The 16,757-nt window shown below is 71.6% G+C and carries 16 protein-coding genes; 6 read left to right on the forward strand and 10 right to left on the reverse strand.

Annotation, left to right across the window (positions count from 1 at the left end; translation table 11 throughout):
* Positions 1-11: 11 nt before the first annotated feature.
* The 6 genes from ABD191_RS06110 to ABD191_RS06135 are packed head-to-tail and all read right to left on the reverse strand — an operon-like array spanning position 12 to position 6,002.
* A complete protein-coding gene (locus tag ABD191_RS06110; RefSeq protein ID WP_344077755.1) occupies positions 12-941 on the reverse strand; it encodes a 3-oxoacyl-[acyl-carrier-protein] synthase III C-terminal domain-containing protein in 930 nt (309 codons plus the stop codon).
* Entirely contained in the window at positions 938-2,290 is a 1,353-nt protein-coding gene (locus ABD191_RS06115) for a condensation domain-containing protein (RefSeq protein WP_344077757.1), read from the reverse strand. Before ABD191_RS06115 ends, ABD191_RS06110 begins: the two co-directional genes overlap by 4 nt.
* Positions 2,291-2,296: 6 nt before the next feature.
* A complete protein-coding gene (locus ABD191_RS06120) occupies positions 2,297-3,685 on the reverse strand; it encodes a condensation domain-containing protein (protein ID WP_344077759.1) in 1,389 nt (462 codons plus the stop codon).
* Positions 3,682-4,857, reverse strand: coding sequence for a glycosyltransferase (locus tag ABD191_RS06125; protein ID WP_344077761.1), 1,176 nt, complete (start codon positions 4,855-4,857; stop codon positions 3,682-3,684). Before ABD191_RS06125 ends, ABD191_RS06120 begins: the two co-directional genes overlap by 4 nt.
* Positions 4,854-5,153, reverse strand: coding sequence for a hypothetical protein (locus tag ABD191_RS06130; RefSeq protein WP_344077763.1), 300 nt, complete (start codon positions 5,151-5,153; stop codon positions 4,854-4,856). Before ABD191_RS06130 ends, ABD191_RS06125 begins: the two co-directional genes overlap by 4 nt.
* A gap of 3 nt (positions 5,154-5,156) precedes the next feature.
* Entirely contained in the window at positions 5,157-6,002 is an 846-nt protein-coding gene (locus ABD191_RS06135; protein WP_344077765.1) for a methyltransferase domain-containing protein, read from the reverse strand.
* Between the two features lie 277 nt (positions 6,003-6,279).
* On the opposite strand from ABD191_RS06135, the gene ABD191_RS06140 reads away from it, so the two are divergent.
* Positions 6,280-7,083, forward strand: a complete 804-nt coding sequence (locus ABD191_RS06140; RefSeq protein WP_344077767.1) for a 4'-phosphopantetheinyl transferase family protein — start codon at positions 6,280-6,282, stop codon at positions 7,081-7,083.
* Here the strand turns inward: ABD191_RS06140 and ABD191_RS06145 are convergent.
* Together ABD191_RS06145 and ABD191_RS06150 are read right to left on the reverse strand one after the other, a co-directional pair.
* A complete protein-coding gene (locus ABD191_RS06145; RefSeq protein WP_344077769.1) occupies positions 7,031-7,546 on the reverse strand; it encodes a DUF6328 family protein in 516 nt (171 codons plus the stop codon). The two genes, ABD191_RS06140 and ABD191_RS06145, sit on opposite strands and share 53 nt — an antisense overlap.
* 28 nt (positions 7,547-7,574) lie before the next feature.
* Positions 7,575-7,718, reverse strand: a complete 144-nt coding sequence (locus ABD191_RS06150) for a hypothetical protein (protein WP_344077771.1) — start codon at positions 7,716-7,718, stop codon at positions 7,575-7,577.
* Between the two features lie 97 nt (positions 7,719-7,815).
* Between ABD191_RS06150 and ABD191_RS06155 the strand changes: the two genes are divergently transcribed.
* The gene (locus ABD191_RS06155; protein WP_344077773.1) at positions 7,816-8,832 is read left to right on the forward strand and encodes a LacI family DNA-binding transcriptional regulator; all 1,017 of its coding nucleotides are present in this window, start codon (positions 7,816-7,818) and stop codon (positions 8,830-8,832) included.
* 8 nt (positions 8,833-8,840) lie between these two features.
* On the opposite strand, the gene ABD191_RS06160 is transcribed toward ABD191_RS06155, so the two are convergent.
* A complete protein-coding gene (locus ABD191_RS06160; protein WP_344077775.1) occupies positions 8,841-9,869 on the reverse strand; it encodes an ROK family protein in 1,029 nt (342 codons plus the stop codon).
* Entirely contained in the window at positions 9,866-10,912 is a 1,047-nt protein-coding gene (locus ABD191_RS06165; protein WP_344077777.1) for a LacI family DNA-binding transcriptional regulator, read from the reverse strand. Before ABD191_RS06165 ends, ABD191_RS06160 begins: the two co-directional genes overlap by 4 nt.
* A 351-nt stretch (positions 10,913-11,263) precedes the next feature.
* On the opposite strand from ABD191_RS06165, the gene ABD191_RS06170 reads away from it, so the two are divergent.
* The 4 genes from ABD191_RS06170 (at position 11,264) to ABD191_RS06185 (ending at position 16,757) form a co-directional block, all read left to right on the forward strand.
* Positions 11,264-12,529 (forward strand): extracellular solute-binding protein, encoded by a 1,266-nt coding sequence (locus tag ABD191_RS06170; RefSeq protein ID WP_344077780.1) that lies wholly within the window; start codon positions 11,264-11,266, stop codon positions 12,527-12,529.
* A 58-nt stretch (positions 12,530-12,587) separates the two neighbouring features.
* Complete coding sequence (locus ABD191_RS06175; RefSeq protein ID WP_344077782.1) at positions 12,588-13,565, forward strand: carbohydrate ABC transporter permease; 978 nt, start codon at positions 12,588-12,590, stop codon at positions 13,563-13,565.
* Entirely contained in the window at positions 13,562-14,521 is a 960-nt protein-coding gene (locus ABD191_RS06180; RefSeq protein ID WP_344077784.1) for a carbohydrate ABC transporter permease, read from the forward strand. Before ABD191_RS06175 ends, ABD191_RS06180 begins: the two co-directional genes overlap by 4 nt.
* Before the next feature lie 220 nt (positions 14,522-14,741).
* A complete protein-coding gene (locus tag ABD191_RS06185) occupies positions 14,742-16,757 on the forward strand; it encodes a cellulase family glycosylhydrolase (protein WP_344077786.1) in 2,016 nt (671 codons plus the stop codon).

The following is a 16,757-nucleotide window of genomic DNA, read 5'->3' on the forward strand; positions in this document are numbered from 1 at the left end:
AGCTCCTTTCTTCAGTGGGTCAGGACCATCGCGGAGAAGGTGGCGCCGCGGCCCGAGCCGGCCGCGGCGATCAGGTAGTGCCCGCCCGGGCGGAGCAGGCCCGCGGCCTGGGCGGTGGTGTAGTTGACGAACGCGTCCGCGCAGAACATGTGCCCCGTGACGGGCACGTTGTCGAGCAGGACCCGTTCGCTGGGGTAGCCGATGCGCCGGCACAGTTTCGACCAGACGACCGCGTTGACGTTGTGCGGCAGCATCACGTCGATCTGGTCGAGGTTCAGCCCGGCCTCGGCGACGGCGGCGTCGATCGCGTCCGCCAGGCTCGAGTGGTACTCGCGCTGGAAGCGGGCCGCCGTGTCCTCGTGGTCGCCGTCGAACTCGCCGCGCAGGTTCACCGCGTACGCGAGCATCCGGTCGCGTGGCCCGTCGGCGCTGACCAGGCACGCGGCCGAGCCCTCGCTGAAGACGGAGGTCTCCGGAACCAGCCGCGCCTCGTGCGTGAAGGTCTTCTCGCCGGTCAGCACGAGGGCGCGGGCGTCCGGGTCGGGGTCGGCGGCGAGCAGCCGCCCGGCCACGTCCAGGGCCAGCAGGCCGGACGCGCACGCCTGGTGGGTGACCGTGAAACTGCTGGCGCGGTCGAGCCCGAACCGGTCGCGCACCTGGTGCAGCGGGTTGTGCGGATAGGGGGACACGACCGGGAACGTCCGCGCGTGGATCACATAGCGCACCTGGTCCTCGCGGCCGGCCAGGGCCTTGAGGTTGGCGACGGCCGCGCACAGCAGGTCGGCCAGGTCACCCTGCGGCTGCTGGCGGATCTCGGCGAGGCGGTGGTAGCGGCGGAACAGCTTGAGCTGCATGGTCGTCAGGCCCAGCTCGTCGGCGAGCGACTCGATCGGCACCCGCCGCTCGGGCAGGTGCACGGCGACCGCCTCGATCGCGGTCATCGCGTGAGCCCGGCGGGTTGGTCCCACATCCGCAGCGTCACGTCCTGCATGGTGCGCAGCAGCGACTCGGCGTCGTCGAGCGACAGGTGGTGGGTGTCCGCGGTCAGTGTGAGGGCCATGATGTCGCGGTCGTCCTCGATGTGGACGAACAGCCGCTCGCCGGGCCCGTCGTGGAACGCCGTCCAGGCGAATGTGTCGCGCCCGCGGGCGCGGGCCAGCGCGCCGGGGTCGGGCTCGTGCGGCGTCGGGGCGGGTCGCTCGCCGAGGCGCCGGTCGTTGAAGAAGATCTGCAGGTCGACGTCCTCTCCGCGCTCGGCGTCGACCCGGGCGACCAGGGCGTCGACCTCGTCCGGGCTGTAGTAGGCGTACTTCGTGGCCGTGCGCGACGCGCGCGCCGTGCGGGTCAGCGCGCCGGCCAGGTCGGTGCCGTCGAGGTCGACCGCGAACAGGCCCGTCTGGTTGATCGGCGCCACGACCCGGGCCAGGCCGGGACGGAACCGGTTGTGCACGATCAGCCGGAACACCACCGGGTTCACGCCCGCCACCCGCAGCAGCGCCACGGCGAACGCGGCGAGCAGCACGGTCGCCGTGTCGGCGCCGTGCCGCCCGGCGATCGCGGGGACGACGAGCGCCATCGCGGGCGAGTGGTACAGGCCGTCGGCGAAGCGCGGCCCGTCGGGCGGCCGCGTCACGGGAGGGAACCGGCGGTGCGGGGCCGTGCGCAGGATCGCCTCCCAGTGACGCAGCACCGCGTCGGTCTGCCGGCGCCCGGCCGGGCCGCGCTGCCAGCGCGCCTGGGCCAGCGGCGGCATCTCGGCCGGGTCTTCGGCGCTGCGCTCGGCGACGTGGGCGATCATGGCCTGCGAGCCGAACCCGTCCGTGACGAGGTGACACAGCACCGCGACCATGTGGGTCAGCGCGCCGTCCTTGCGGACCACGGCCATGCGCACCGGCCACTCGGTCACGAAGTCGTAATCCGTCTCGACGTAGCGTCGCCGGGTCTGCTCGGCGACGTCGGCCGGGTCGTCGCCGCCGGCCTCGACGACCTCCAGCGTGATGATGCCGGAGCGGTGCAGCACCTGGCGCGGCGGCCGGTCGGGACCCCGGTCGAACAGCAAGGTCGTGCGCATCGTCTGGAACCGGCTCATCGAATAGCGCAGCTCCGCCACGATCGCGTCCACGGTCGTGCCGGCCGGCAGCGGTCGGGTGCCGCCGATGGGGAACCAGGAGCGCTGGAACGACATGCCGCCCCAGATCTCGCGCTGGCCCCAGGACAGCTCGTCGACGCCCGCGCCGGGCCCGCAGAACTCGACAGGGATGCGGTGGATGGCATGGGGGGTGGCGTTCATCGTGCCTCAGCCCGCCCCGACGGTCGCCGGACGCGCCGCCGGGCTCTCGACGGGCGCCTCCGGGTCGATCGCCGCTTCGACAAGGACCTTCTCGATGCCCTGCGCGACGGCCCGGATGCTGCGCGGCGGCACGTACCGGGTGTCGGCGCAGACCGTGATCAGCAGTGCGCCGCCCGGGGCGTCGTCGATATGAACGAACAGCGTTTCGAAGGGTTCGTGTAACTTTCGGCCCCAGGCGAACCGGCCCGGTTCGCGCAGCGCCTCGGCTGCCGCCGGCTCGCCCGGCTCGTCGCGTCCCGCGACCCGGCGGTCGTTGAAGAAGCACGCGATGTCCAGCTCCTCGCCGAACGAGGCGATCAGCTCGTCGAGGCGCAGCGGGTCGTAGTAGGCGTGCTTGTAGGCGCCCATCATGGCCCGTCGGACCACGCCGACGGCGCTGGCGAACGTCAGGCCGGCCAGGTCGGTCACGCACAGGCCGGTCTGGTTGATCGGGGCCACCACGTCCGCCAGCCCGGGCCGGAAGCGGTTGCTGACGATCACCTGCGCCACCCCGACCGGGTCGCCGCTGAGCCGCGCCCACGTGGTGAACAGGGCGGTGAGCAGGATCGGCGACGTGTCCACCGCGAGCCGCGCGGCCAACGTGCGCAGGGCCAGGGGCAGCGCGGCCGAGAGGTACTCGCCCTCCCAGTAGCGGGGCACCTGCTCGTCGGGAGCCTCCTCGTAGGAGTCGTCGAGCGCGGGGAAACGGCGCGGCGGCACGGTACGCAGCTGCCGGTCCCAGTGGCGCGCCGCGAGTTCGTGCTGGCGTCGGCCGGCGGGCGAGGCCTGCCAGCGGGCCTGCTCCAGCGGCTGCATGGCGGGCGGCGGGGCGGCGGCTGCGCCCGTGACCGGGTCGCGCCCGGCCAGGTCGGCCATCATGGCCGCGCCGCCGAAGGCGTCCATGACCAGGTGGTTGTAGACCGCGACGACGTGCGTGGGCACACCCTCGCGGCGGACCACGGCGAACCGTACGGGCCATTCGCGCTCGACGTCGTACGGGGTGGTCCAGAACCGGTGGCGCACCCGCTCCGCCTCGGCGGCCGCGTCGTCGCCCGGCTCGAGGTCGACGACCGTGAGGCCGATCTCGCCCCGGTCGTGCACCACCTGACGGGCGCGCTCGCGCTCGGCCAGGCGCAGCAGCGTCCGCATCGTCTGGTGGCGTTCGACGGTGAACCGCAGCTCCCCGGCGTACCCCTCCAGGGTGGCGCCCGCCGGCGCGGGCAGCGTGCCGCCGATCGGCAGCCACGTCTTCTGCCGGCACATCGCCGACCAGATCTCCTGCTGGCCCCACGCCAGCGGCTCCTCGCCGGCGCCCTCGCCGGCGAACGTCACGGCCAGCCGCCACTCCTGGCTCATCCTCGACCTCCGGCGGCGGCGAGCGTGGCGAGGTGCCCGGCGGCGGCCACCGCGCCGCCCGCCGCCTCGAAGGAGGCGCCCACGCGCGCCGCGGCCGCCCGGTAGGCGGGCCGGTCCAGCACGTCGAGCAGCGCGGCGCGCAGCGCGTCCGGGCGCGCGCGGAAGAAGCTGACCCGCCGGCCCGCGCCGGCCGCCTCGACCTGGGCGGCGTTGATGCCCTGGTCGTCCTTGACCGGCGCGACGAGCAGCGGGATGCCGTGGTGCAGCGTCTCGCAGACCGTGTTGAGCCCGCCGTGGCTGACCACGGCGTCGACATGCGGCAGCAGGCGCGGCAACGCGACGCGTGGGGTCGGCATGACGTGGGCCGGCACGTCGCCGGGCAGGGTCCCGTCCGGGGTGACCACGATGGCCTGCAGGCGCTCGCCCAGCGGCGCGAGCGCCGCCACCATCCGCTGGTAGAACACGGCCGCGTGATCCATGGCGAGGGTGCCGACCGTGACGAGCACGGTCCGCCGCCCCGGATCCAGCCGCTCGACCGGGAAGTCGGGACCGGCGCGGCGCGCGCCGACGGCCGGCCCGACCAGGGCGAGCGCGCGTCCGCTGTGCTCCGGCAGGTCGGGGCGGGCCAGCGCCGCGGTGGTGAAGGCGATCACCAGGTACGGGGAGAAGCGCAGGTCGTACGGCGGTTGCCCGGGCAGTCCGGCGTGGCGCCACAGGCCGGCCAGGTGTTGCTGGATCCACGCCTCGACGGCCGGCAGCGCGGTGCGGTAGGGCCGGCCCAGTTCCATGGACGTCGGCGCGAGGCTCGCCCAGGGCAGGTTGTGCCGGTTGGCCACGAGCGCGCCTGCCACGGCGTGCTGGTCCACCCCGATCGCGTCGGGCGCGAAGTCGCGCACGGCGGCGTCGATGGCGTCCAATGTGTACTTGGCGTGCGGCACGACGTAACCCGCCCACCGGGAGCGGATCGCGGCAATGCCGAGGTCGCCCTGGCCGCGGTGCAACCGCAGCGGGATGGGGTAGATCGTCGCGTCCGGGCCGAGCGCGGGCCGCAGGAACGACTCCGAGCCGGCCCAGGCCACCTCGTGGCCCCGGGCGCGCAGCTCGTCGGCCACCGCCGCGATCGGGTTGACGTGACCCGACAGCGGCAGGCTGAGCATGAGGAACCGGCTCACCTCGGCGGCGCCCCGCTCGGCGCGGCGAGCGAGTGGGCCGCGATGTGCCGGGCGAGGTCGCCCACGGTCAGCTCGACCAGCTCGTCGATGCTGAGCCCGGCCACGTAGCGTGTCAGGTCGGCGCCGTCGCCGTGGCGGGCGCGCACGAGGGCGTCGAGGGCGATCAGCTCGACGCTCTCCAGCAGCAGGTCCGCGTCGAGGCGGGTGTGCGCGCCGATCGCGGCCAGCCAGGCCGGTTCCTCGCCGGTCACCTCGCCCAGCAGCGCCACCAGCTCCGCCACGTACGGGTCGTCCATAACCTAGGGCCGGATGGCGCGGATCGCGCCGTACGTCATCGCGCCTGTCGCGAACGCCTCCAGCATCACCGGGCCGGCGTAGAAGAAGCCGAGCACCTCCACGCCCCGGTCGCGGGCCAGGTCGCGGATGAACTGCCGGCCGCCGTCGAACTCGACCTGCGCGAAGCGCGGATCCCACGAGTTGGCCACGGCGGCGGTCCAGTCGACGCCACGCACCTCCGCGAAGCCCGCGTCGGCGGCCATCCGCTCGTGGTCCTCTATGGACTGCAGCGGCGGCATCACCTGGTGGCGCAGCACCTGCTGGTGCAGCTCCTCCTGGGCGGGGGTCAGCTCGCCGTCGCGCACGCACCAGGACGCGATCGCGAGCACGCCGCCGGGCTTGAGCACCCGGAACGCCTCGGCGAAGAACGCGGGCCGGTCGGGGATGTGCATGACGCTCTCCATCGCCCAGACCGCGTCGAACGAGGCGTCCGGGTAGGCCGAGACGAGGAAGTCGACCGTACGGAACGAGGTCCGCTCGCCGACACCGTGCTCGGCGGCCCGCTCGGCGGCGCGGCTGGCCTGCGCCTCACTGAGCGTGACGCCCTCGACGGTCGCGCCGTAGTCGCGGGCCAGGGCGATGGCCGGACCGCCGATGCCGCAGCCCACGTCCAGCACCCGCGCGTCGCGCGGCACGCCGGCGAAGTCCACGAGCTCGCGCACCAGGCGGTCCGCCGCCGCGTGCCGGTCGGCGCCATCGGCGGACGGGCTCTCGCCCGGGTCCCAGTAGCCGTGGTGGACGTGCTCGCCCCACAGTCGCTCGTACAGGTCGATCGTGGTGTCGTAGTAGACCGCGACCGCCTCGTTCATGCCGCCGGTCATACCGTTACCTCCGCCTTCACCGTGGCCCCGTGACCTGATCGGTGATGGCGTTCTGTAAGGTCCGCCGTCACGCCGCGCAATCGTAAGATGGCGTGACTGCCGATTGTCAATGCTTCGATCGGTGGCCGCGCGGTCACGATCGCTCGGCTCTTCAGGTGATTGACGCATTCGCATCGCTCGTCCTTATAGTCGACCGACCCTGTGCCGGCGACGCCATGCCGGCCGCGACAATGGTGGTGACCGACGTGACCTCTCCGACCGCGCGATGAGCCCGCCGCAGCGACATCCGGTGGACGTGTGGCTCATCCCGCTGGACCCACCCACCGAGACGTTGGAGGAGTGCGCCGTCCTGCTCGACACGGACGAGCGCCGGCGGGTGCTGTCCATGCTGGATCCGCGCAACCGGCGACGGTTCACGGCCGCGCACGGCGCGATCCGGGTCATCCTGTCGCGCTACCTCGGCGTGCCGGCCGGGCTGATCCGCTGGCGGCGGGGCGAGCACGGCAAGCCGGAGCTGGCCGGCGGCGGGCACGGGCTCCGGGTGAACCTGTCGCACTCGGGGGACCTGGCCGCCCTCGCGGTCAGCCGCCGCCGCGCGGTCGGCGTCGACGTGCAGCGCCTCGCGCCGGTCGACGCGACGGCGCTGGCCGCCCGGTACTTCCCGGAGACCGAGGCGAAGTTCGTGGCCAGCGGCACGACCGCGGCCACCCGGCTGCTGCGGTTCACCCGGTTGTGGACCCGCAAGGAGGCCTGCGTCAAGGCCAGCGGCGCCCGGCTCGCGGAGGGCCTGGGCCTGCCGGTGGACGGTCGGGGCCGGGGCGCGGGCCGGGGCATGATCGCCGTACGGGGCACGGAGGGCACCCTGCCCGGCCCGTACCTCGTGTGTGACCTGGATGTGCCGAACGGGTACCGGGCGTCGGTGGCGCTCGCCGGCACGGCGCCGTTCGAGGTCGTCCGCCGGGACTGGCCCGACGTCGGGGCCGACGCGACGCCGGCCCCGACGGGGGCGCGCTGGCCTAGCGGCGGCCGGGTACCAGCCGCATGGGGAGTACGAACCACAGCGTGCTGAACAGGCCGGCGATGAACGCGGCCAGGATTCCTGCCAGCAATCCTCCGGCGACCACGTCGACGATGAGGAACACCGCGCCGATCACCGACAGCACGAGACAACACAGGCCGATGAGCGCGAGCTTGTCGGACGTGCGTACCACGGCGTGTTTGACACCCTGCTGGAACGTCAGCCGGTGCACGGCGACGGGCGCGATGAGGAACGCGCTTGCCGACGCGGCCGCGATCAGCGTGCACAGGTAGACGACCCGTTCCGGCTCGGTGATCGTCACCCAGCGCGCGGTGAACGGCAGGGTAAGCAGGAAGGCGAACAGGATCTGTACGCCCGTCTGCGCGACCCGCAGCTCCTGCAGCAGCTCGACGAAGTGACGGTCGGCCCGCTCGGCGGGCGTCTCGTCCGGCCGGTCGTTGTGCGGATCGTGGTGATGGTCCGCGGGCGCGGCGAGGGGGGCGTCCGAAGGCATGGCTGCCCATACCCGAGTCCGGCTCGCGTCAAACGACCAGGTCGGCGGTGGTGCGCCGGCGGCGGCCGGTGATCAGCCGATCTGGACGCCCGACAGGTCGGTCGGCCGGGACCCGGCCGACCAGCGCGACAAAGCCCTCGACACTGCGCCGGTGCAGTTCCGCGACGTCCACGCCCACCTCCGTGACCTCGGGGTGAGCCTAGTCGGCGTGACCTCTTCTATGCTCTGCGTGCGAGAAACCTGGGGATGCTGTTGAAGGGGGAGGGCCGATGCGACGCGCCACCATCGCGGACATCGCACGCGCCGCGGGCGTGTCGAAGGGCGCGGTGTCGTACGCACTCAACGGTCGGCCCGGGGTGTCGGACTCGACGCGGCAACGGATCCTGCGGATCGCCGCCGAGTTCGGCTGGCATCCGAGCAGCGCCGCGCGCGCCCTGTCCGACGGCCGCGCCGGGGTGCTCGGCCTGATCGTCGACCGGCCCGCCCGGACGCTGGGCATCGAGTCGTTCTTCATGCAGCTCATCTCGGGCATCGAGGCGACCCTGTCGGCCGCGTCCGTCGGCCTGCTGCTGCAGGTCACGGAGGACCGGGCCGGCGAGATGGAGGCCTACCGGCGCTGGTGGGGCCAGCGGCAGGTGGACGGGGTCATCCTCGTCGACCTGCAGCGCGACGATCCCCGCGTCGGGCTGCTGGAGGAGCTGCGCATGCCGGCTGTCGTCGTCGGCGGCCCGCACGGTCTGGGCAGCCTGCCCGGGGTGTGGAGCGACGAGGCGTCCGCGACCCGCTCCGTCGTGGAGTACCTGGCGGCGCTCGGACACCGGCGCATCGCCCGGGTGGCCGGCCTGCCGCGGCTGTGGCACACCGAGATCCGGTCGCGGGCGCTGGACGAGGCGGTCGACCACCTCAACCTCGCCGAGATGACTACGGTCAACACGGACTATTCGGGCGAGCAGGGCGCCCAGGCGACCCGGACGCTGCTGGCCCGCCGGCCCGCGCCCACGGCGATCATCTACGACAACGACGTCATGGCGGTCGCCGGCGTGGCGGTCGCGCACGAAATGGGCGTCCGGGTGCCGGAGGCCCTGTCGATCGTCGCCTGGGACGACTCGGCGCTGTGCCAGCTCGTCCACCCGCAGCTGTCCGCGATCAGCCGCGACATCGCGGCGTACGGCGGACACGCCGCGCAGCGGCTGCTCGACATCGTCGCGGGCAATCCGGCCGGCAATTACGAGGACACCACGCCGCGCCTGGTGCCGCGCGGCAGCACGGCACCCCCGCCGCGCTGACCAACGGGTCACCGCTGTTCGCCGGACGAGGCCGGCACCGCCGCGCCGCCGTAGCGGGCCGGGTCGTGGATGAGGGCCGCCGCGCCGTAGAGGCCGGCCGCCCCGCCCAGCTCCGCGACGCCGACGCTGAGCTGCCTGACGAATTCGAGGCGGGCGTACTCCGCGATGGCCACGCGCAGCGGCGGCAGCAGCAGGTCAGCGGCCGCCGCGACGCCACCGCCGATGACCGCGTGGGTCAGGTCGGCGGCTGCCGCGACCGAGGTGATGCCGGCGGCCAACGAACGGGCCGCGCGCCCGAACGCCGCGCGCGCGATCACGTCGCCGGCGCGCGCGGCGGCTGCCAGGTCGACCGCGGATGGGCTGACCCCCGGCGGGCCGACCACGGGAGGGGCCGCATCGCCGACCGTGGCTGGCGGTACGTCCGGCGATCCGGGACGCCAGCCCTGCCGCAGCGCCCAGGCGACCATGGACGGTCCGCTGGACATGGCCTCCACGCAGCCGCGCCCGCCGCACGGGCAGTCGTCACCGTCGAGGTCGACCACCATATGCCCGACGTGGCCGGCGTTACCGGAGCGGCCCTGGTGCAGGCGGCCACGTTGGATGATGCCACCGCCCACGCCGGTGGACACGACGATGACGATGACGTCGTCGACGCCGCGGGCCGCGCCGAGCCAGTGCTCGCCCACGGCCGCGCAGATGCCGTCGCCCGCCAGCCGTACGGGCAGCCGCGCGTGCCGGCTGACCTGGTCGACGAGGGGGAAGCGGCGCCAGGCGGGGATGTTGACCGGGCTGACCGTGCCGGCGACGAGGTCGAGCGGGCCGGCGGAGCCGATGCCGACGCCGACGAGCGGGCCAGGGGCGACCCCGCGAAGATCGTCAATGAGCCCACCGAGCTCCGGCCACACCAGGTCGTCGACGGCAGAGTTCGTCGGGGTCGGGCGCACCCGGTGCTCGCGCATCGTGCCGGTCGCGTCCACGAGCGCCCCCGCGATCTTGGAGGCGCCGATGTCGATGGCGACCGCCCAGGGCGAGGTCACGAGCCGTGCTCCCGGGGCGGGCGCTCGCCCGAGCCGCGCGGGATGAACCTGGTCGGCAGGACGATCTGCTGCGGCATGCCGGTGCGCCCGCCGAGCCGGTCCAGTGCCGTCTCCGCGGCCCGGCGGCCCAGGTCCACCGGATCGTGGGCGATGACCGAGATGCCCAGGGTCGGGGCGAACTCGAAGTCGTCGAAGCCCAGGATGGCGGGCGGATCCGGCGCCCCGGCGAGCGCGTCGATGACGCCGGCCGTGATGCGGTTGTTGAGGGCGAACAGCGCGGTCGGCGCGTCCGGCCCGGCGAGCAGCTCGGTGGCCACCGACCGGGCGGTGCCCACATCGTGAGCGCGGTGCACCCACCGTTGCCAGTCCGCGGTGCCGACGGCGCGCATCGCGTCGGCGAAGCCGGCGACCCGCTCGCTGGCGGTCCACACCCCGGTACGGTCGGCCAGGAGTCCGATACGTCGGTGGCCCAGCGCGATGAGCCGTTCGGTGGCCTCCCGCACGGCGCGGCGGTTGTCCAGCACGATGCTGTCGGCGGCCACGTCCACGGCGGGCCGGTCGATGAACACCATCGGCGTGCCGAGCTGCTGTTCAGGCACCAGGTACGCGTGCTCGTCGGCGACCGGCACGACGAACAGCGCGCGCACGCGCCGTTCCAGCATGGTGAGGGTGACCCGGCGCTCCCGCTCAGGGTCCTCGTCGCTGGTCGCGATGAACAGCTCGAGGCCGTGTTCGCGCAGCAGCCGCTCGGCGCCCGCGGCGATCTGCGTGTAGAAGGGGTTCGACAGGTCACCGATCACGAAGCCTACGGCGGTGGAGACCGCGCCCGAGCGCAGGTCGCGGGCCAGCCGGTTGGGACGGAACCGCAGCGTGCGGGCCGCCTCGCGGACGCGCCGGGCGGTCTCGTCGCGGACGTTGGGCTGCCCGCTGAGCACGCGCGACGCCGTCTTGATGCTCACGCCGGCCAGGTGCGCGACGTCGCGCAGGGTGGCGCGGGACGGCCGCGGGGCCGCCTCGGGTGCGCCGGGCACGTCGAAGGTCACCGCGCTCTCCCTTCCGCGCCGGGACGCCGGGGCGTGGCGGCGCGGGGCAATGACCCCCGCCGCTGAATCGTGGCGCCTAATGAAGCACCGCTGTGCCAACGATGTCAAGAACGGATCGCTACCGGCCATGGCCGGGAACCCGCTAGCTGCCTGCTCACAGCGCTTCTCGGCGATCTACTGAACCGCTTCACATTACATCTATTGACATCGTTGGTATCCGGTCGTAGTGTCCACGACACCTGAGGGGCCTGACCATTGATCTGATCGCACTTTGGCCTCGGCTCAACCCCCTACGCACCACGCCAAACCCGTTCATCAACGCGAACGACACACTCCGGCGATAGGAGGATCATGGCTGTGCGCAGAAGAGCACTCCTTTGTGGACTGATCGCTACGACGCTCGCGCTGGGCGCCTGCACGAGCCCGACCGAGAACCAGCAGACCGGCGGCCCGGTATCGCTGACCATGTGGAACACCGGGTCCGATGAGGACACCAAGGCGATCCAGAAGGCGGCCGACCAGTACAAGGCCACCCACCCCGACGTGACCATCAAGGTCGAGACCATCACCTGGGCCGACGGCAACGCGAAGATCCTCGCGGCCGCGCAGGCGAAGCAGGGGGCGGACATCATCACCGGGGGCCTGTCCTGGGGCATCCAGTTCGGCAGCCTCGGCGGCATGGTCGACCTGACGGACCTCGGCGTGGTCGACGTGGCCAAGCCGGTGTCACAGCAGGCCATCTGGAAGTCCATCACGGCTACCGACGGCGCGGTCTACGGCGCGCCCTTCGACCTGAGCGCCTACGTGCTCTACTACAACCCGGACCTGTTCGCGAAGGCGAAGATCGCCGGGCCGCCCACGACGTGGGCCGAGTTGACCGACGCGATCACGAAGCTCAAGGCCGCCGGGGTCAAGTACCCGTTCGCCATGGAGTGGGGCAACACCAGCTGGCTGGAGTACTTCAACTTCCTGCGCCAGGCCGGCGGCAACCTCTACGACGAGGGCTGCACGAAGGCGACCATCGACTCGCCCCAGGCCGTCGAGGCGTTGCGGTTCTACGGCGACCTCTACACCAGGTACGGCGCGCCGAAGGACGCCGGATTCGACGTCACGAGCGGCATGGGCAAGGGCGAGGTCGCGATGGTCTCGGGCGGCAACTGGCTGCTCACGGGCATCCCGTCGACCGTGCCGGCGCTCAAGGACAAGCTCGGCGTCGCCCCGATGCCGGCCGGCGCCGCCGGCGCCACCACCTTCCTCGGCGGCCGCATCATCGGCGTGATGTCGTACAGCAAGAACCAGCAGGCCGCGGCGGACTTCATCACGTACCTGTACGACCCGGCAGCCATCAAGACCATCTACGACAGCCTGAACGCGAGCGGCTCGCTGTTCCTGTCCTCGCGCCCCGACCAGCTCGCCGGCCTGCCGGCCAAGCCCGAGGTCGTGCAGACGCTTCAGTCCATCTACGCCACCGCAGAGGGTCCGCCGGCCTGCCCGGGCTGGGAGGACTCCTCGTCGCTGGTGGACAAGGCGCTGCAGAAGGCGATGTTCGACGGTGTCGCGCCCGAGTCGGCCCTGGCCGACGCCGCCAAGATCATGAACGACAACCTCAAGAAGTAGGGTCGCGCTCAGCGGGTGCCCACCGGGAAACCGGTGGGCACCCTGAAAGTGAGGTCCGATGACCGCCGAGGTCATCCCGCCCGACGAGGCCGTCCGCCCCGGCCCGCCGTCACCGCCCGCCATCCGGGGGATGACGCGGCGCGCGGCACGGTGGCGGCGCCACGGCACGTCGCTGCTCATGATGGCGCCGTTCGCGGCACTCTTCGTCGTGTTCGTGATCTACCCGCTGGGCCGCTCGCTCTACCTGAGCTTCACCAACTACCGCGGCATCAAGCCGCCCGTGTGGATCGGCCTGGAGAACTACACATCGCTGCTGGAGGACGAGCGCTTCCGCAAGGCCGTGGTGAACACCTTCCTGTACGTGGCCGGCACGGTCACCCTGACCACCGCCCTGGCGCTGTGCGTGGCACTGGCCTTCCGGGGGCAGAGCTGGCGGCACCGTACGGTCAGGGTGCTGTTCTTCCTGCCGTCCGTGACCTCGGCGATCGCGCTCAACCTGATCTGGAAATGGATCTTCTCGCCGGAGGACTACGGGTTCGCCAACCAGGTGGTCGGCGTGTTCGGGGTCGAGCGGGTGGAGTGGTTGTCGACGCCGCCGCTCGCCGTACCCGTCCTCATCTTCATGGGCGTCTGGGGCGGCATCGGGTACGGCATGGTGATCTTCGTGGCCGGCCTCAACGCCATCCCCGAGGAGTACTACGAGTCGGCCCGCATGGACGGCGCCACGTCCTGGCAGCAGTTCCGGAAGATCACGCTGCCGCTGCTGCGCCCGGTGACCGCCTACGTTGTCATCACGGGCCTGATCGGCGCGTTCCAGATCTTCGAGGCCGTGTTCATCATCTTCTTCCGCAGTGCCGGCGTGATCGGCGGCCTGCACGACTCGGCCCTCATGATCGTCCCCTACCTGTACGACCAGGGCTTCGGCCACTTCTACCTCGGCAGGGCGTCCGCGATCGCGTGGGTGCTGCTCATCATCATCTTCGTGATCAGCATGATCCACCTGCGGATCACCAAGGCGAACAGGGATCTGACATGACGACAGTCGCCGCGCCCGGGGTCATCGAGCCGCCCGCGCCGAACGGGACGAAGCGCGGTTCGCTCACCAGGCAGGGCGTCGGGCAGCGGCTCGCCGCCCTGCCGCTGTACGTGCTCGCCCTGTCGATGCTCGCGCCGTTCTACTGGATGGTGATCAGCAGCTTCAAGACCGTACCCGAGATCACCCGCAGCCCTCCCTCGTGGATCCCGCAGGACCCGACGCTCAACAACTTCTACGACCCCGTCTGGAACCCCGACGTGCAGAATCCCGGCCACACGGCCGGTCTGTTCCAGCGCTTCACGCAGGTGACCGGCGGCTACTGGAAGTTCATGTTCAACAGCGTCGTGATCTCCACGTCGATCACGATCGGGGCGCTGCTCATCGCGTCGCTGGCCGCGCTGGTCATCGCCAAGCACCAGCTGCCCGGTCGACGGCTGATCTACCTGTTGATCATCGGGTCGATGATGCTGCCCTGGCAGGTCACGCTGATTCCCAACTACATCACGGTCAGCAACCTCGGCTGGCTGTCGACGTACCAGGGGTACATCGTGCCGGCGCTGGCCAAGGCGTTCGTCGTGTTCTTCCTCGTGCAGTACCTGCAGTCGCTGCCCGACGAGCTGTTCCAGGCCGCCCGCGTCGACGGTGCGGGGGAGTGGCGCATCTGGTGGAGCGTCGTCCTGCCGCTGCTGCGACCGGCGCTCGCCGCCATGGCGATCTTCGTGGTGCTGGGCGAGTGGAACAACTTCCTGTGGCCACTGATCATCGTGACGGGCGACGACTCCATGGCGACGCTGCCGGTCGCCCTGGCGCGGCTCAACTCCAACTATCCGGGCGCCCAGAACAGCGGCGTCATCATGGTCGCGGCGCTCATCGCGTCGCTGCCCACAGTGATCTTCTTCCTGGTCTTCCAGAAGCAGTTCACCCGCGGCATCACGATCACCGGGCTCAAGGGCTGATGGCCGTTGGCGCGGTGGGACTTTCAGTGCCCGGGGCGGTCGCCCCTGCCGTGGCGCGAGGTGGCCGCGAGGGGCCCTGCCGCGTACATCGGGAAGTTTGGATGTTTTGGCCTGGCGCCGGACGATGTGGCGGTCCGATGGTTCGCCGGCCCGGTGGCGGCCCTCAGCGGTGCCCGCCCGACCTGTCGACCCCCTAGCTCCCGAAGGAGATGACTCGCAGGTGATCAGGAAAGTCACGGTGGTCGCCGGGGCGGTGGCGGCCGTCATCGCCGCCGGCGGCGTCGCACTGGCGACGACGGCCTCGGCGCAGACCGCAGCCTTCCCGGCGGCGAAACCGTCGGAATTCGTCAGCCGCAAGGGCCACAACCTGTACCTCGACAACAAGCCGTTCCGGTTCGCCGGTTCGAACAACTACTACCTCAACTACTCGTCCCAGTTCATGGTCGACAAGGTGCTCGACTCGGCCGCCGCGGCGAAGTTCCAGGTGCTGCGCGTGTGGGGCTGGTTCGACATCGGCACGCCCGGCGGAACCGACTCCGTGCACAGCGGCGACAAGAGCTTCTACCTGCAGTACTGGGACGCCGCAGCCGGCCGCCCGGCCCTCAACACGGGCGACAGCGGCCTGGTCAAGCTCGACTACGCGCTCTACAAGGCCCGCCTGAACGGGCTGAAGATCGTGCTGCCGTTCACGAACAACTGGTCGGACTTCGGCGGCATGGACCAGTACGTGCGGTGGGCCGGCGCGTCGTACCACGACGACTTCTACACCAACGCCACCATCAAGGGCTGGTACAAGGACTACATCAGCGGGATTCTCAACCGCGTCAACACGTACACCGGGATCAGGTACAAGGACGACCCCACCGTCATGACGTGGGAGCTCGCCAACGAGCCGCGCTGCGGCGGCCACAACGTCTACCCCCGCTCGGCCACCTGCACCACGAACACGATCACCACCTGGGCCGACGAGATGACCCGCTACATCAAGTCGCTCGACGCCAGGCACCTGGTCAGCGTCGGCGACGAGGGCTTCTACTGTGAGCCGGGCAGCGCCGACTGGATCCGCAACTGCAACGACGGCGTCGACACGATCGCCCTGACCAAGCTGCCGGCCGTCGACGTCATGTCGTTCCACCTCTACCCGGACGGCTGGCAGCAGACCCGCGCCTGGGGCACGAAGTACATCACCGATCACGTCCGCGACGCCCGTAGGCTGGGCAAGGCGGTCATGATGGGTGAATACGGCTGGAAGGACAAGGCGACCCGCGCTCCGGTCTACAAGGAGTGGATGGACGCGTTCGCGCGCAACGGCGGCAGCGGCGCGCTGTACTGGATGCTCGCCGACCAGCGCGACGGAGGCTCGCTGTACCCGGACTACGACGGGTTCACGGTCTACTGCCCGAGCCCGGGCTGCCTCCTGCAGACCAACCTGGCCAGGGCGATGGGCGCCAACCAGATCTGGCCGCAGTTCCCGCCGGTCGCCGACGACGACGCCACGATCGTCGAGTCGGGCCGGGCGGCGACACTCAACGTGATCGCCAACGACATCGCGTACCAGGCGAAGATCCGCCCGAACTCGGTGGACCTGGACCCGGCCACGGCCGGCCGGCAGGCGACCAGGGCGGTGACCGGCGGCACCTACGCGGCCGACCCCACCGGCAAAGTGGCGTTCACCCCGGCGGAGGGCTTCGCGGGCAAGGCGTCGGTCACGTACACGGCCACGGCCACCAACGGCGCCGTGTCCAACCCGGCCACCATCACGGTCGAGGTCAAGCCCGACCCGGACGCCGCCTGGGTGATCTACTCGTTCGAGGACGGCACGGACGGCTTCGCGCCCGCGAGCTGGACCCCGGACGCCGCCACGGTGACGCGGCAGTCCGACTTCGCCACCAACGGCGCGCACGGGGCGCGGGTCGTGGCCAACGCGGCCGACGGCGGGGCGTGGGTCGGCGTCACCCCGGCCCCGGCGCTGGACCTGTCGGGCCGGACGAAGATCTCGTACGACCTCCGGACGGGCGACGTGGGCACCTCGACCGAGATCGTCCTGCAGCTCGGCAACTCCTGGACCTGGTGCCAGCAGAACTCGTGGGCGTGGGTGGACGCGAACACCACGACCACGGTGAGCGCCGACCTGGCCACGTTCACCGGCTGTGACGTCAACATCAATGATGTCCGGGCCATCTACCTGTGGTTCGGCAACGGCACCTTCGACATCGACGCGGTACGAGTGGAGTAG

This window comes from Luedemannella helvata (assembly GCF_039528415.1).
GTDB classification, from domain to species: domain Bacteria; phylum Actinomycetota; class Actinomycetes; order Mycobacteriales; family Micromonosporaceae; genus Luedemannella; species Luedemannella helvata.

Excerpts from the sequence above, each read along its gene's own strand:
- ABD191_RS06120 (WP_344077759.1), bottom strand. The coding sequence starts at position 3,685 with ATGAGCCAGGAGTGGCGGCTGGCCGTGACGTTCGCCGGCGAGGGCGCC.
- ABD191_RS06145 (WP_344077769.1), bottom strand. The coding sequence starts at position 7,546 with ATGCCTTCGGACGCCCCCCTCGCCGCGCCCGCGGACCATCACCACGAT.
- ABD191_RS06180 (WP_344077784.1), top strand. The coding sequence starts at position 13,562 with ATGACGACAGTCGCCGCGCCCGGGGTCATCGAGCCGCCCGCGCCGAAC.
- ABD191_RS06155 (WP_344077773.1), top strand. The coding sequence starts at position 7,816 with ATGCGACGCGCCACCATCGCGGACATCGCACGCGCCGCGGGCGTGTCG.
- ABD191_RS06110 (WP_344077755.1), bottom strand. The coding sequence starts at position 941 with ATGACCGCGATCGAGGCGGTCGCCGTGCACCTGCCCGAGCGGCGGGTG.
- ABD191_RS06115 (WP_344077757.1), bottom strand. The coding sequence starts at position 2,290 with ATGAACGCCACCCCCCATGCCATCCACCGCATCCCTGTCGAGTTCTGC.
- ABD191_RS06140 (WP_344077767.1), top strand. The coding sequence starts at position 6,280 with ATGAGCCCGCCGCAGCGACATCCGGTGGACGTGTGGCTCATCCCGCTG.
- ABD191_RS06135 (WP_344077765.1), bottom strand. The coding sequence starts at position 6,002 with ATGAACGAGGCGGTCGCGGTCTACTACGACACCACGATCGACCTGTAC.
- ABD191_RS06130 (WP_344077763.1), bottom strand. The coding sequence starts at position 5,153 with ATGGACGACCCGTACGTGGCGGAGCTGGTGGCGCTGCTGGGCGAGGTG.
- ABD191_RS06175 (WP_344077782.1), top strand. The coding sequence starts at position 12,588 with ATGACCGCCGAGGTCATCCCGCCCGACGAGGCCGTCCGCCCCGGCCCG.
- ABD191_RS06170 (WP_344077780.1), top strand. The coding sequence starts at position 11,264 with ATGGCTGTGCGCAGAAGAGCACTCCTTTGTGGACTGATCGCTACGACG.